12 protein-coding genes are annotated in these 15,079 nt (G+C 69.5%); 5 read left to right on the forward strand and 7 right to left on the reverse strand.

What is annotated here, in order from left to right; genetic code table 11:
- Positions 1-639: 639 nt before the first annotated feature.
- The 3 genes from ACX28W_RS35760 (at position 640) to ACX28W_RS35770 (ending at position 3,866) form a co-directional block, all read left to right on the forward strand.
- Positions 640-1,524: an AbfB domain-containing protein gene (locus ACX28W_RS35760; RefSeq protein WP_459004163.1), complete on the forward strand. Its 885-nt coding sequence runs from the start codon at positions 640-642 to the stop codon at positions 1,522-1,524.
- Positions 1,525-1,646: 122 nt separating this feature from the next.
- Positions 1,647-2,828, forward strand: coding sequence for a M4 family metallopeptidase (locus ACX28W_RS35765; protein WP_459004164.1), 1,182 nt, complete (start codon positions 1,647-1,649; stop codon positions 2,826-2,828).
- A gap of 3 nt (positions 2,829-2,831) precedes the next feature.
- Positions 2,832-3,866 carry a hypothetical protein gene (locus ACX28W_RS35770; protein ID WP_459004165.1) on the forward strand — a complete coding sequence of 345 codons (1,035 nt, stop codon included), beginning with the start codon at positions 2,832-2,834 and terminating at the stop codon, positions 3,864-3,866.
- A 398-nt stretch (positions 3,867-4,264) separates the two neighbouring features.
- Here the strand turns inward: ACX28W_RS35770 and ACX28W_RS35775 are convergent, their stop codons facing one another.
- Positions 4,265-4,657 (reverse strand): hypothetical protein, encoded by a 393-nt coding sequence (locus ACX28W_RS35775; RefSeq protein WP_459004166.1) that lies wholly within the window; start codon positions 4,655-4,657, stop codon positions 4,265-4,267.
- A 79-nt stretch (positions 4,658-4,736) separates the two neighbouring features.
- On the opposite strand from ACX28W_RS35775, the gene ACX28W_RS35780 reads away from it, so the two are divergent.
- Both ACX28W_RS35780 and ACX28W_RS35785 read left to right on the forward strand, forming a co-directional pair.
- Positions 4,737-5,957: an AAA family ATPase gene (locus ACX28W_RS35780; RefSeq protein ID WP_459004167.1), complete on the forward strand. Its 1,221-nt coding sequence runs from the start codon at positions 4,737-4,739 to the stop codon at positions 5,955-5,957.
- Positions 5,954-9,577, forward strand: coding sequence for a hypothetical protein (locus tag ACX28W_RS35785; RefSeq protein ID WP_459004168.1), 3,624 nt, complete (start codon positions 5,954-5,956; stop codon positions 9,575-9,577). Before ACX28W_RS35780 ends, ACX28W_RS35785 begins: the two co-directional genes overlap by 4 nt.
- A gap of 57 nt (positions 9,578-9,634) precedes the next feature.
- Here the strand turns inward: ACX28W_RS35785 and ACX28W_RS35790 are convergent, their stop codons facing one another.
- From ACX28W_RS35790 to ACX28W_RS35815, 6 genes are all read right to left on the reverse strand, one after another.
- Positions 9,635-10,207, reverse strand: coding sequence for a hypothetical protein (locus ACX28W_RS35790; protein ID WP_459004169.1), 573 nt, complete (start codon positions 10,205-10,207; stop codon positions 9,635-9,637).
- A 161-nt stretch (positions 10,208-10,368) separates the two neighbouring features.
- Positions 10,369-10,725, reverse strand: coding sequence for a hypothetical protein (locus ACX28W_RS35795; protein ID WP_459004170.1), 357 nt, complete (start codon positions 10,723-10,725; stop codon positions 10,369-10,371).
- 310 nt (positions 10,726-11,035) lie between these two features.
- Positions 11,036-11,806, reverse strand: coding sequence for an SDR family NAD(P)-dependent oxidoreductase (locus ACX28W_RS35800; protein ID WP_459004171.1), 771 nt, complete (start codon positions 11,804-11,806; stop codon positions 11,036-11,038).
- Positions 11,803-13,104, reverse strand: coding sequence for a histidinol dehydrogenase (gene hisD, locus ACX28W_RS35805; RefSeq protein ID WP_459004172.1), 1,302 nt, complete (start codon positions 13,102-13,104; stop codon positions 11,803-11,805). Before hisD ends, ACX28W_RS35800 begins: the two co-directional genes overlap by 4 nt.
- 30 nt (positions 13,105-13,134) lie before the next feature.
- Positions 13,135-14,073 carry a VOC family protein gene (locus ACX28W_RS35810; protein WP_459004173.1) on the reverse strand — a complete coding sequence of 313 codons (939 nt, stop codon included), beginning with the start codon at positions 14,071-14,073 and terminating at the stop codon, positions 13,135-13,137.
- On the reverse strand, positions 14,070-15,032 hold the full coding sequence (locus ACX28W_RS35815) for a fumarylacetoacetate hydrolase family protein (RefSeq protein ID WP_459004174.1): 963 nt from the start codon (positions 15,030-15,032) through the stop codon (positions 14,070-14,072). Before ACX28W_RS35815 ends, ACX28W_RS35810 begins: the two co-directional genes overlap by 4 nt.
- Positions 15,033-15,079 lie beyond the last annotated feature (47 nt).

Consider the following 15,079-nt stretch of genomic DNA (forward strand, 5'->3'; position numbering starts at 1 on the left):
CAGTTCGGCGGCGATACGAGACCCGGGGGCCGGTGCTCTCCTGCTGACCCACACGCCAAAGCGCGCAGGTTCGCAGATTCTCGGACGGGATCTCGGGCGAACCCGTGCGTCACTCTGCCCATTGTGGTCGGCTGAGTTGCGGGTTCACGGTTTGTATGGCTGGCCGCTGGACTCACCGACCGGTTGGCAGTCACCGGGGAGGCCGGTGGTGGTGGCGTCGCACAAGTCCAGCAGTGTCTCGCACTGGGACGGCAGGTGCGTCGACTTGACACGCATGCCGACGGCCGTTTACCACCGTTGCGGTAAACGGTCCCGACGCGGAAGAGCAGGCCGAGGCCAACGGAGGAGCTGCTGATGAGGGAGATCTGCCCGGCGACTGCACTGCCGCCCGCACGGTGTACACCCAGGGTCTCTCTGCGCTCCGCTGCTCCGGCACGGTCCACGACTGACAGTGAAGGCATCGGCCGCGCTCTCGACGCGGCAGGCCAGTGTCTGTCATCGTCCCGTCCGGGACATATCGATGTCAGGGGGACGTATGCCTGTCCGTACCGCCCGTGTGATCATTCACAACAAGACCAGCTACTACAAGATGGTCAAGACGTTCGATCACCTGTGTCATGGTGAGTGGACGCCCGGCGGATGGCTGCCACCCAACACGATCGAGCCCAGCCGCTCCGGCGGTTTGCAGTCAGAGAGCGCTGGCATGGCGACCGGACCGAGGGCTACGTCAAGTACGACGTCTTCTTTGGAGTGCGTCGTCTCGGCATGGTGTACGTGTACTGGGACAACCCCTTCGTTGGCGTGACCCACCCGAGGTTCGCCACCCACCGGTCGGACGTGCTCCCCGACTGCGACTACGAGGGAGGTGGCGCAGACAGCAGCACGTTCAACGTCGACGGCGAACTCGATTTCTCCCTGGCCCCCGTCCGTTACGGGCACACCAACTCCGGCGGCGACGTGGCGACGCCCGGCTCCCTGGCTGCTGCGTTCACAGCTGGCCCCGTCGGCGGGATCGCCCTGATGTTTGGCCTGACGGGCATCGTCGCCGACCCGCTGTGGGAGTACGAGCTACGCGACGGCCGGTACGGGAAGTTGTCCGCGTCGCTGGCCGGGGCGCCATCGAAGTTCAGGTCGCACAATTTTCCCGATCACTACATCCGCCACCGCCATTCCCTCGGAGAGATAAGCCCGGCAGGGCAACCGACCGATGACTTCAAGTGCACCCTCGTCCACCGCGGACCCGACTTGGTCGCTCTGAAGTCGGTCAACTTCCCCGACCGGTACCTGCGCCACCAGAACTCCGAGATCAAGCTCCACGCATCCGGCGGGCCCGACGACACGCTGTGGCGGCAGGACAGCACCTTCCAGATGATCGCCGGTCTGGCCGACCCGGCCGGCATCTCCTTCCGCTCGACCAACTATCCCGACCGGTTCATCCGGCATCGCAACTTCAAGCTGTACATCGAGCCGGCTGACAGCTCGTTGGCACAATCAGACGCCACCTTCTACCGGCTGAACGTCTGACGCATCCCCACCCGCCGCCTCGCGCAAGCGGCGGGCGATCACCAGTGCGGACACGGCATTCGCTTCCCGGCAACGCCCTTGGAACGCTACGGTCTGTCGCATGACCGAGGGGGTGTGAGGGCATGGAAGCGGACCGGACCTTCTGTGGCTTCATCCCGCCCCACATCCTCAGACGCCTGGCCCTGCACGCGGAGCCGGCGCTCGCGTACCCGGCGCGCAGGACCCTGGAGCGCGACGCCTACGAGCGCACGCATCGTGATCTGACCAGCCTCCTCGGCGCCCCGGCCGTCCCCCCGCCTGCCGGGGCCGAGGCCGACCGGCCGTACCGGACCGTCTACGACGCTCGGCGCGGAATCCACCTGCCCGGCACCAAGGTCCGCGCGGAGAGCAGCGAGGACTTCGGCCAGGACGCGGCGGTGAACCGCGCCTATTCAGGGCTCGGTGCCGCCTTCGATCTCTTCTTCGAGGCTTACGGCCGCCGCTCCCTCGACGGCGACGGTCTCCCGCTCACGGCCACCGTCCATTACGACGAGGGGTACTGCAACGCCTTCTGGAACGGCGAGCAGATGGTGTTCGGCGACGGAGACGGGGAGTTCTTCCTCGACCTCACCAACTCCATCGACGCCATCGGCCACGAACTCACCCATGGCGTAACGCAGTACACCGCGCAGCTCGACTACTACGGCCAGGCTGGCGCCCTCAACGAGTCGATGTCGGACGTGTTCGGCTCGCTCGTCAAGCAGTACGCGCTCGGCCAGACGGCCGCCGAGGCCGACTGGCTCATGGGCGCGGGCATCCTCTCCCCGCGCGTGAACGGTGTGGCCCTGCGCTCGCTCAAGGCACCGGGCACGGCCTACGACGACGACGTCCTCGGCAAGGACCCGCAGCCCGCGACGATGGACGACTACGTCCGCACCGCGTACGACAACGGCGGCGTGCACATCAACTCCGGCATTCCCAACCACGCCTTCTACCTCTTCGCCACGGCCCTCGGCGGCCACGCCTGGGAGCGGGCCGGGCAGATCTGGTACGACGTCCTCACCGGCGGCGAGCTGCCGGGGATGGCCGGCTTCGGCGGCTTCGCCGCCCTCACTGTCCGGGCTGCGAGGGAGCGCTACGGTCAGGGCGAGGAGCTCCAGGTCCTGCTGAAGGCCTGGGACGACGTAGGCGTGTCCACAGAGGGCGGCGGGGGGAACTCGCGGCCGTCGGTGGGCAGACTCGCAGCTGCCCTTCCGCCCCCGCCACCACCCCAGTTGCATACCTCCCCCGGCCCCGACATCGGTGGCGACGACGACGAGTGGTGATCCGTGGGCGACATTGCCAAAGGCGTGCTCGCAGGAGCCTGGACGCTGCTGGTGGGATGGATTCTGCCGGCCGCCGTCAACTTGGCCGTCTTGTTCTTCGCGGTGGCCCCGAGCCTCCGGCACACCGCGCTGTTCGCGAGGCTCTGGCCCACGACCGGCGTCAACGCGACCCTGCTCCTGCTCGCCGGAGCCGTGCTGCTCGGGCTGATGCTCAACGCCCTGCAGAACCCCCTTTACCGGATTCTGGAGGGCTACCTGCTTTGGCCAGCCCGGGCCTACGACAACGCCTGCGGCCAGCGCCGCCAGGAGAAGTGGGACCTCCAGGACCGGCTGACCCTGCTGCGGTTGCAACGCCGGGCGCAGACCGGCGACTTGCTCCCGGCGGACCTTCGAGCCGACCTCGTACGCCTCTCCCAGCACCCTCGGATCGCCAAGGCCGCCCGCGCAGACCTCAGCCGCACGGCCGCCCAACGAGCCCTGCTGCGCGAGAAGCTGGCCCGCTACCCCGTCGACGACGCGCAGATCGCGCCCACCCGGCTCGGAAACGCCATCCGCCGGTTCGAGGAGTACGGCTACGACCGCTTCCGGCTCGACACCCAGATCCTGTGGAACGAGCTCACCGGCACCGCCCCGGAGCAACTGCGCCGCCAGGTCGATCTCGCCCGCGCGAGCGTCGACTTCTTCATCGCGCTCCTGGCCGGCCATGCGGCGGTGGCCGGTGCGGCGGTGGCCGCCCTCGTCTCGGCCGATGCCCGGCCCGCCACGCTCACCGCCACCGCTGTCGTGCTCGGCTGCCTAACCCCCGTGTGGTACCGCTGCGCCGTGTCCGCCACCGACGAATGGGCCGCGGCGGTCCGCGCCCTGGTCAACACGGGGCGCAAGCCCCTCGCCGAGAACCTCGGGCTGGTCCTGCCCGCGGATATCGCGGACGAGCGCAGGATGTGGACCCTCGTCGGCAAGCTGTCCCGCCTCCCGTACGACGACAAGGCCGCGGCTCTCAATCCGTACCGGAGTGCGCCGCAGTCCGGAAACCCGTAGTTCGCTGACACACGGTCCGGGGCCGTGCCGCGCCGGGCACTACCGTGGCCCGGGTGAGTGAATCGAGCGACGACGCCATCGTGTTCCGGGACGGACGCCGGCGGGACGGCGTGCTCTACAGCGTGTTGCGGGACGAGTTCCCCGGCTTTTGAGCCGTCGAGGGTGCTCTCGGTGGCGGGCGGCTTCCGGCCCGCGTCCTGGGATGTTCACCCACCGCGCGACTCCGATCGACTGACAGTCGGTGCAAGCGACCGGCGGAGCGCCACGACTTCCGAGACAGTGGGATGACCGACGGCCTGGAGTATCTGTCGGCAGCACTCGCGGAGGGCCTTACGAGCGAGACGAAGAGCACCACCCCACAGCATCCCGCTGGAAGGTGGCTGGCCAAAGGTGCAGGGTCAGGTGAAGTGCTGGGTGATCTGGTTCTTGTCGCCGATGGTGACGCCTCGGCTGTCGTTGACGGTGACCTGGTACTTGCCCGTCTTGGAGCCTTCCGGGTCGGTCAGTTCCAGGACGGCGGTCGCGGCCCGCAGAATTTCCGGATCATCGACGCTCTGGAGCAGTTCGCGCAGGCGGTCGGGCTCTTGCCGGGAATTCAGGGCGGCAGTGGCGTCGGGATCGTCGCGGAACCGCCGCAGCAGCAAGTTCTTCAGGCCGATGTAGGCATCGGTGACGGCTGCGGTGACACCGCCTGCGGCTCCTGCGGCGAGCGCGTTGAGGATCAGGGTGACCGGTTCGATGAGGGGCCTCCGCCAGAGTCGGCCGTGTCGTCGCGTCCATTGTCGCAGCACGATCCGCCTGAAAGCGTTCCTTTCTGAAAGTGGACAAAAGTCGGGGCATCATGGGGAGTTGGTCTGGATAATCGGGATCGTGAACCGGATCACTGACTCCCGTGGCGTGACGATCGGTGACAACAACACGATCTACCAGCACTTCCACGGCGAGGCCTACGCGCCGCTCGCGCACAAGCTGATCAGCTTCACCGACCTGATCTTCGACAAGACCACCGGCTTCGTCGGCCGTCGGTTCGCGCTCGACGCCGTCGACCGGTTCATGGCCGCACGACCGTCGGGCTACTTCGTCATCGAGGGCGAGCCGGGGGTCGGCAAGACCTCGTTGCTCGCGCACTTGGTCGCCGAGCGCGGATACCCGCACCACTTCGTGGTCGCGGCCCTCGGTGTGAACCGCGCCGAACAGTTCCTGGAAAACGTCAGCGCCCAACTCATCGCGGCGTTCCGTCTGAACCGGCCGTCGTTCCTGCCGGCGGAGGCGTCCCGGGACGGTGTGTTCCTCGCCGGCCTGCTGGCGGACGCCGCGCGCACCGGGCAGCGCCCAGTCGTGGTGACGGTGGACGCCCTGGACGAGGTGTCGGACATCGGGGACCCGCGGCAGAACCTGCTCTACCTGCCGCCCCGCCTGCCCGACGGCGTATTCGTCGTGGTGTCGACCCGGCCCCGCGACCACGCCGACCTGCGGTTGCACGTCGAGTCCCGGGAGTTCTTCCTCCTGGACGCCCGGTCGGCGGCCAACCTGGCGGACGTCACCGAGTATCTGGAGATCTTCGCGGCCCGTCCTGCGATGCGTGCCCTGCTCGCCGCGCAGGGGCTTCCTGCCGCGGCGTTCGTGGAGACCCTGCTCGGCAAGGCCGAGGGCAACTTCATGTATCTGCACCATGTCCTGCCCGCCATCGAGGACGGGCGGCTCGGCGCGAACGGTCTCGGTGACCTGCCTCAGGGACTGCAGGCCTACTACGAGAGTCATTGGCGTCTCATGCGCGGTGCGGACTCCGAGCTCTGGTTCGCCTACCGGCAGCCGGTGATCGTGCACCTGGCCGCGGCGCGCGAGCCGGTGAGCACCGCGCTGCTGGCGTCCTGGACGGGGCTGTCCACCGGTCGGGTCCTGGACGCGCTGCGCGTCTGGCGGGAGTTCGTGCACGTGGAGGCCGGCCGCTACCGCATCTACCACGCGAGCTTCCGTGACTTCCTCCAAGCGAAGGACGAGATCGGTGAGATCGACCTGGCGGACACCAACCGTCGCATCGCCGATGTCCTGATGCGCGGCCTGCTGTTCCCCGGGGATGGTACGCCGTGACAGATCAGGCCCATTCCGAGCAGGTCCATTACCTGCTGGAGCATCTCGCCGAGCACCTCTCCGCGGGCGGTGACGTCGCCCGCCTGCGGAAGCTGATCGCGCCGGACTGGCTGGACCGCAAGCGCGAGCATCTCGGCCTGGACGCCTACCAGTCGCTGGCCCGCGATGTCACGCTCGCTTTGACGCACTGGCCTGAGGACGTCGCGGACCTTCCAGCGTTCCTGCGCCTGTCCGTGCTGGCCGCCACGTTGAACGCGACAGTCACTGAGCTGCCGCCGGAGTCCCTGACGGCGCTCGCGCGGGACGGGCGGATGAGCCCGGCACTGGCGTCCGTCGCGATGATCACCACCCCGTACGAGCAGGCCCGGGCGTTGCAGGCGATCGCCCGGGGCCGGGTGGCCGCGGCGCCCGGGGAGGCCGCCGAGCTGTGGCGGCAGTCCGAGTCGCTGGCCGCGGCGCTCACCGATCACGCCCGGGCCGGGCGGCTGCTCGCGGCAGCCGCCCGCGGTCTCACCGAGTTGGGCACCACGGCCGACGACCTCGTGGGACAGGCCGGAACACGGCTGGCGGCCACCGCGACCGAGGGAGCGTCGTCCTGGCTGCTGGTCACCGAGGCGCACACCGACCTGGCTGCGGCTGATCCTGATCCGCGCTGGCACCTGACCGCGGCCCTGACGGCTCTTCACCACGTCGACCACGAACTCGACGACGACAACAACCCGCTGATCGAACCCCTGCGTGCGCTGGTTCGGTCGATGGCCGCCGCCGGGGACCGCTCCGGGCTCGACCGGATGATCGACCAGATCGCAAGTCGCCTGCCGGTCCTTTCCGGAGAGCGGGAGCACCGCCCGCGGTTCGCCAGATACGGACGTGCGCTGATCGCGCTGGCCGTGGTGGCGGTCGGCGCGGCCGAGGGCGGCGAACCAGAGCGGGCCCGCGCCGCCCTCGACAGGGCATCGGGGCTGGGCAGTGGACACCGCGGCATGGACCGGGTCCTGGACACCATGCTGCGCGATCAGGACTTCGACGATCCGACCACCTGGAACTCGGACCAGTTCTCCGTCGTCACCCGGGCCAAGGGCAGGATGTCGGGACCCCGGCTGCAAGCGGAGGAAGCCGCGATTCTCGCCTGGGCCAGCGCGCTCGTCCTGCCCGAGGACGGCGACCGCGCCGGGCGGCTCGTCGCCGCGGCGGACTGGCAGTTGTACTGGCTTTCCACCGAGGAACAGCGGCAACTCGCCCGCACGCGATTCGGCCCGACCCGGTTGGACGCACTGAACCAGGAGGAGCCGCTCGATCCGTCGATCATGCAGGACGAGCAGGAGCGCAACCTTCTCACCCAGTGCTACGCCGCCGCCCGGCTCGCGACCGCGCTCCACCACGTGGGAGACACCGATGCCGTGAACCGGCGGTTCACGGCCGCGATCACGCAGACCGCCCGGCTGGTCAAAGGCCACGGCGGGGTCGTCGAGGTGCTGCTGGACCTGGCCCTGGAGATGCGAGCCGGTCCGGAGGACACCTCACAGATGATCACCACACTCGTCGACACGGCACGGCTCGACTTTGCGCGGGCACTGGACACCGCCCTGGACGGCACGCTCGACTTCTCCGACCTCGTCCGCCGGGTCGCACCCGCCCGCGCGTCCGCCGGGGACAGCACCGGGCTGCGTCTGATCGCCGCCCGGGCCCCCGCTGGCCGCCAGTACGACTCTGCCAAGGCTCTGTTGGCCTACCAGTTGGCCAGGACCGGGGACACCGCGGCAGCCCAGGATCTTGCCGGGACCATCGGCCGCGACCGCGTCCGTGCTGTGGACGCCGTCTTCCGCGCCGCGGGCGGTGCCGCTCGGTACTGGACCGCGCTCGCCAACACCCGCGACCTGCGCCGCACGATGGGCTCGCCACGGGCCAGACGTCGCGCGCTACGCGAGGCACAGAAGTACCCCGAAAGGCTCCAGGGCTCCTTCAACGCCGCAGGGGCCGTCCAGACATGGACCGCACTCGCCGACACCCACCGCGTGACGGGCTCGCCACGGGCCGGGCGGCGCGCGCTGCGCCGCGCCCTGAAGACCACCGGAAGGCTCGACGGCTACCTCAACCCGCCCAAGCAGGTCATGCCGCTGTACGCGGCGATGATCCGGCCGACCGTGGGACTGGGACAAATGACGGTCCTGGACCGGATATTGCGCGCCATGTCAGCCCTCGGCGACCCCGAGCTGATGATCCTCGCGCTTGCGGACGCCGTCGGCGATCTGGCCGACCTCGAAGGCGCACCGCCCCTCGACCGTCGTCCGCTGAGCCTGCCGGACGAGGCGCGCATCCTGCTGTCCCGAGCGGCGCTCACCGCGCTCGACGCGTCCGAGGACAGGATCCACCACCTGTTCGTTGTGACGGGGATTCTGGAAGATCTCGGTGATGTCGCCGCCACCCTCCATGCGGCCGAGCTGCTGGAACGCGAGGAGAGCCCGGCGGCCCGGTTCCGCGGGTGCACCGCGTTGATCCGCATCGGCCCTCCGAGGGCTGTGGACACCGCGCTCGCACTGATCCGGTCACCGGATCTGGCGACTGAGACCTCCGAAGCCCTGAACGAGCTGCTGGCCGCCTGCGCCTGGGCCGCCCCCGGCCTCAGCCCCCTGCACGTCCAGGCACTTCGGGAGCTGGTCGAAGAGCGGCGACCGAACGCGGACAGCGTCGCTGTGCTGATCGAGCTCGGGCTGGCGCTGCCGCCCAGCGCCGTTGCCCAGGACGTCCTGGGGGATGCCGCCCGGCACGCCCACCGGCTGCGCGGGGAACGGCCGGAGCTGCTGGCGAGCCTCGCACGATCCGGCAACGACCCGGTCAGCCTGATCGCCCAGGGCGCTGTCGCCGCCGTAGGAGAAGGGGGTATCGCCCCATCGGACCGAGGCCCCAGCCCGATGACGTCCTACCTGATGGCCGCAGCCCCGGCGGCACGCGAACTCGACCCGGCTCTGCCCGAACACATCTGGGCACAGATCCACGACCTGCGCACGTTCAGGAGAGACCCCCAGCCCACCCCCGCCCGTCCACCCACCAGCGACATCGCTGACATCGCCGGGTACGTGGTGCACCGAATCCTGATCGCGGCGCTCTACTACCCAGTGAGCCTGGCATTGACCTGGCTCGCCGTCGGTCTGATGGCCCACCTCGGTGGCGGGGAGCGCGGCCCCGTCTGGACGACCGCGGGCGTTGCCCTCATCGCGACGGCCGCCCGACTGCGCCCGGACCGCAGCGCGCCAATGCCCCTTAACGCGCTTCCCTTTCTCGGGCGCCTCGGGATCTGGATCACCACGGGCGTCACCCTCATTCAGATCGAGACGGCCGCCCTGCTGCGCCCGGCCCGTTCATTCCGCGGCGCGCCGCCGCCCCGCAGAGCGGTCCCCCTCCTCGGGGCCCTCGTGTTCGGGTCGCTGGTGCTGGGAGGCTGGTGCCTGGCCAATGGCTTCGTCCGTTACTGGTTTCCCCACCTGTTCCACGGAAGCAGCCTCGCCGTCGCCATCCTCTTCGGGCTCATGACGGCAGCCGCGACCCTGAATGTCGCCTGGTTCGCCCGGCGCCTGTGGACCGGCGGCGATCTTCCGTACAAGCCGAACCAGTCACAGTGACGCCGAGCAGTCACGGCGTGTGCCGCCGACGAGGCTCTGTGGCACAGTTCGCCGAGCTCAGCGGGGAAGGTGCGCGGTCCGCTCCGGGTGGGCCGCCTTGATGTAGCGCATCGCGGTCGTGTCGTTGATACCGAACAGCCGGATCAGGCGAATGGGGTCTTCCGTCTCGAAGGCCTCGTGGAGGATGCGGTCCTGCCGCAGAGTCTGCATCGACAGTCCGGTTCCCTTGAAGACCTTGCCGATCGTGTCCCAGCTGACGGTTGGCCGGGCGTCAGCCGCGGTCCATCGGTTGATCAACAGGTGCGGGTTGCGTGTGGCTGGCCACCGTCGGTGTCGCTCCTTGGCCCATTCCGAAGCGAACTGATAGGTGAGCTCATCCAGGTAGATGACGTGCCGCCGGCCTGGCCGTCGCACCACGAGTCTTTCCCGGGGCAGGTCCAGGTCCGCAAGGAGAAGTCCGCGCAAGTCGGTGCCGTTGAGTGCGTGCACGCAGACCAGGACGATCACGAACCGTTCGAAGACGTTCCGCGCGTGCCCGAGCAGGCCGACCAGCTGGTCCGAGGGGATCGAGGGCGGCACGGTCTCGATGCCGGAGACGACCAGTCCTCGGGTGGGGTCGCGGAAGATCACGCGTTCCTGCCGGAGCGCCTTGAACTGCTGACTTGCGGCTTCACCCTCGAACGACGTCTGCCACGAACCCGTGCGTCCTCCACTAGCGATCTCCGTACAACCCGATGCCCAGGACGCCCGGTCGGGGCCGCCACGCGAACGCGTGGCGGCCGATCCGCGGCTCAGCCGATCGTCAGGACGATCGCGCCGGAGTACGTGCCGCCCGCCTCGATGGCCGTCGCCGTGCCGTCGACCGTCATGGTCACGGACTTGCCGCTCGGTGCCTTCACGGCCGCGTCGGCGGCGACGGTCAGCCTGGTCAGGTGCGAGGTGCCGGTCACCGTCCAGGCCGAGCCGCTGTTCAGCTGGACGATCACGCCGTTGTTCACCGCGGCCTGGACGGTGTTGGTGACCTGGCCCAGCTCGTAGAAGTTGGAGGAGTCGATCGTGCTGACGCCGTGCTGGGCCTTCGAGGCCGAGAGGACGCCCCGCACGGTCGACTCCTCGAAGGTGAGGACCATGTTCTTGCCGTTGCGCATGCCGTTGTGGAAGTCGCCCTTGAGTGCCTTCCCAGGGAAAAGTGCGCGGTCGCGCAGCGTGACCGACCAACCGTCGACACCATGGGGGAGACGGCTCGATCGGAGGCACCGGAGGTGCGCACGAGGGAGTGAATCAGCCCCGTACACAGGGCAATAGGCACCGCGCATACGCATACCGGAGCCCGATGGCTCGGATCACGCAGCCCGCTCCACAGTGGTCACACAGAGTGGCCACAGCTGGTGGTCGGGGCATGCGGAACGGCGGGGTGGACAGCCCGAGCCGCCCGTCCCCGCCGCTCGCGTCGGCGTGTCACGCCGGTGCGATCATCCCCGCCGACAGGTCGATGTCCGCCCCGCACAGGCCCGGCATCGCGAGCATCGCCACCAGAGTTTTGGCGACCTCGTCCTCCTCCACGAGCCGGCCCAGGGCGGCGCGCGAGGCGAAGTCCCGTTCGGCGGCCTCGACACTCGTGCCGGTGAGCTCGGCGGTCAGCCGGAAGTTGCGGTCCATGCGCGGGCCCCGGACCGGGCCGGGGGAAAGGGAGTTGACCGCGACGCCGTGCGGGCCGACCTCGCCCGCCAGGGTCCGGGTCAGACCGAGGAGCGCCATCTTGGATGCGGTGTACGGGGTCCGGTTCAGCAGCGGCCGTTTCCCGCTGACGGAGGCGATGTTGACGATGTCACCGCGCCGGGCCGCGATCATCGGCGGCAGGAAGGCCCGGCACATCAGGTACACCCCGCGGACGTTGGCGGCGAACACGTCGTCCCACTCGTCGGGCTCGATGTCCGTGAGAGGCCGTACCGGGCCGGCGACTCCGGCGTTGTTGACGAGCAACGACACGTCCTCGTCGGCGAGTTCGGCGGCCAGGGCGCGCACCGCCTCCGGGTCGGATACATCGCACACCGCCGTACGGGCCGCACCGCCCTCCTTCGTCACCCGCGCCGCGGCGTCCGCGAGGGCTCCGTGGTTCCGGCCGACGAGGATCACCCGGGCCCCGGCTTCCGCCAGGGCGAGCGCGAAGGCCCGCCCCAGGGGTCCGCCGCCGCCGGTGATCAGCGCCATGCGCCCGTGCAGGGTCATACGCCGTTCCACGGCAGCTCGTCGCCCGCGGCCTTCGCCGCCCGTACGTCACCGGAGCGGGCGTGCCCCTCGAACAGCTCGACGCGGGAGGCCCGCCCGCACAGCCGACCGAGCAGTGCCTGCGACGCGGTGTCGGTGACCTCCTGGTACGTGACCGTCTTGAGGTACTTCCCCACCCACAGGCCGCCCGTGTAGCGCGCGGCACCACGGGTGGGCAGCACGTGGTTGGTGCCGATGACCTTGTCGCCGAACGACACACAGGTGCCCTCGCCGAGGAACAGGGCTCCGTACTGGGTCATCTTCTCGAGCGCCCGCCGCGGCTCGGCGGTCAGCACCTCCACGTGTTCGAAGGCGAACTCGTCAGCGAGTGCGTACATCTCGTCGAGCGAGTCCACGACATGCACCTGGCCGTGGTCGCGCCAGGCGGGCCCGGCGAAGTCGCGGGTGGGCAGGCCCGGCAGGATGCGCTCGACCTCGGCGATCGTCTTCTCGGCGACCTCGCGTGAGGTGGTGATGAGGACGGCCGGGGAGTCGGGTCCGTGCTCGGCCTGGGAGAGCAGGTCGACGGCGCAGACGAAGGGGTCGGCGGCGGCGTCCGCGAGGACCAGGATCTCGGTGGGGCCCGCGAACAGGTCGATGCCGATCTCGCCGAACAGCTGCCGCTTGGCCTCGGCGACATACGCGTTGCCGGGCCCGGCGATCAGGTTCACGGGCCGCATGGTGTCGGTGCCGACGGCCATCGCGGCGACGGCCTGCACCCCGCCGAGCAGCCAGATCTCGTCCGCGCCCGCGAGGTGCGCGGCGGCGACGGTGGCCGCCGGTATCTCGCCGTGGATGGGCGGCGTACAGGCGACGACGCGCGGCACTCCCGCGACCTTCGCGGTGACGATGGTCATGTGCGCGGAGGCGGTCAGCGGATAGCGGCCGCCGGGGATGTACGCGCCGGCCGCCTGCACCGGGATGTGCTTCTGGCCGAGCCGCACGCCCGGCAGGGTCTCCACCTCGAACTCGCCCATGGAGTCGAGTTGGTGGCGGGCGAAGGAGCGCACCTGGTCCTGGACGAAGCGGATGTCGTCGATGACCTGCCGCGGAACCGAGGCGACGATCTTGTCGATCTCCTCCTCGGACAGCCGGAAGGAGTCGGGGCTCCACTTGTCGAACTTCTCGGAGTACGCCCGTACGGCGTCGTCGCCGCGCTCGCGGATGTCCGCGATGACACCCGTCACGGTTTCGCGCACCTGGTCGAGCGAGGCGGTGACCTCTGCCCGGGGAACGGCGTTCTTCAGGATCCTTGCCACAACTGCGGCCTTTCTGCGGGTGATCGGGGACTACACGGGGGGTGCGACGAACAGCACGTCCGGGTCGTTGAACTGCTCCTTGGCGACCGACTCGCTCATCGGGTCGGCGGTTCCCCACTGGTCCTGGGTGACCGGGTCGTCCACGTCGTGGCGGCCCGGGTGCCACACGTCCTCTTCCAGGACGGCGAGTTCGGTCGTGTACTCGACGGTGTTGCCGTGCGGGTCGTGGAAGTACGAGAAGGTGTTGTCGCCCGCGAGATGCCGGCCCGGCCCCCAGGTGAGCCGGGTCCCGGCACGCAGCGCCCGCCCGGTGCCGCGCATGTACTCCTCGACTCCGCGCATCTCGAACGAGGCGTGGTGCAGGGAGACATGGGGGCCGCGGGCGATGGCGAAGGAGTGGTGGAGCGGGCTGCACCGCAGGAAGTACATGAGGTCACCCATGTGCGTCGAGTACAGCGTGTCCGTGAGCCGGAAGCCGAGATGCTCGATGTAGAAGTCCCTGAGACCCTCCGGGTCCTGGGAGTTGACCACACAGTGCGAGAGCCGGACCGGGATCGCCTCGCGCTCCTCGATCCTGCGATGGGTGCGGGTCTCGACGTCCGCGGACACCTCCACTACACGGCCGTCCGGGTCGAAGAAGCGCAGGCCGTAGCCGCCCCCCGGGGTGTCCAACACCTTGGGCTCACCGATGAGTCGGATCCCGGCCCGGCCGAGTCGTACGGCCAACTCGTCCACGGCGGCCGGGGAGAGTGCGCCGAAGGCGACCAGGTCCATCCGCTTCCGCTCGTCCTTGCGGATACGGACGACGTACTGCTCGGGGCTGCCCTCGGCGGCGAAGAACGCGATGCCGCTGTCGTTCGCGACCTCGGTCAAACCCCAGGTGGTGCCGTAGAAGGCGCGCTGCGTCGCGAAGTCCGGTACCGCCAGGTCGACATGGCGCAGATGGGTGATGGGCTGGAAGGTGGTCACTGTCCGCTCCTGACGGTGTTGCGCTGGTGGCCGAGGCCGGTGATCTCCGACTCCATGACGTCCCCGGGCTGGAGGAAGACCCCCCAGTGCGCGCCGTTGCCCGCCGGGGAGCCGGTGAGCAGCAGGTCGCCGGGGCGCAGCGTGGTGGTGGAGGAGACGTAGGCGATGAGCCGGGGAATGTCGAAGATCATGTCCTTGGTGGACTCGTCCTGGCGTACGACTCCGTTGTGCCGCAGGGTGATCCGGACGTCCGAGGGATCGCCGACGAAGGCTGCCGGTACGAGGAAGGGCCCGGTCGGCAGGAAGGTGTCGGCGTTCTTGGCGGTGAACCAGTCGGTGCCGATCGCCTTCAGGTCGGGACGGTAGAGCCGGTCGCGGGTGGTGAGGTCGTTGCAGATGGTGTACGCGGCGACGTACTCCATCGCGTCCGCCTCGGGGATGTTCCTGCCCGGCCTGCCGATGACGAGGGCGAGTTCGAGCTCCCAGTCGTGCTGCTCGCCGTGCGCGGGCAGCACGATGTCGTCGTACGGGCCGCAGATCGCGCGCGGCGAGCCGAGGAAGACGTACGAGACCCCGCTGCGGATCCGCTCGTCCATCATCTTCTCGGCGTCCGTCCGCGCCTCCTCGGGTGTCGCGCCGTGCACGCTCTCCTTCTCCGCGGCCACCAGATCCACCACGTGCTTGCGGTAGTTGGCGCCGCTCTGCAGGATCTGGCCGGGCTCGATGGGGGCGAGGACGCGCAGGTCGGCGAGGGCGTGCCAGGCCGAGGACGCTTCCTGGGACAGGTCCAGCAGGCGCGGGAAGAGGGCGTCCCAGTCCTCGACCAGGGCACGCACGGACGGCGCCAGGTCGGACAGGTCGCGCACCCGCGGCCCGACGACCAGGCCCGGGAAGACGCCCTCGGACTCGAAGGTGCCCAGGGCGAACGGTCCGGAATGGAGGGGAAGTCGGTCGGGCACGGATGCTCTCCTCGTGAGGACGGGTGGCTTGCCATCGACGCTAGGCA

This window comes from Streptomyces sp. SD15 (assembly GCF_054462255.1).

Excerpts from the sequence above, each read along its gene's own strand:
- ACX28W_RS35760 (WP_459004163.1), top strand. The coding sequence starts at position 640 with ATGGCTGCCACCCAACACGATCGAGCCCAGCCGCTCCGGCGGTTTGCA.
- ACX28W_RS35765 (WP_459004164.1), top strand. The coding sequence starts at position 1,647 with ATGGAAGCGGACCGGACCTTCTGTGGCTTCATCCCGCCCCACATCCTC.
- ACX28W_RS35795 (WP_459004170.1), bottom strand. The coding sequence starts at position 10,725 with ATGCGCAACGGCAAGAACATGGTCCTCACCTTCGAGGAGTCGACCGTG.
- ACX28W_RS35800 (WP_459004171.1), bottom strand. The coding sequence starts at position 11,806 with ATGACCCTGCACGGGCGCATGGCGCTGATCACCGGCGGCGGCGGACCC.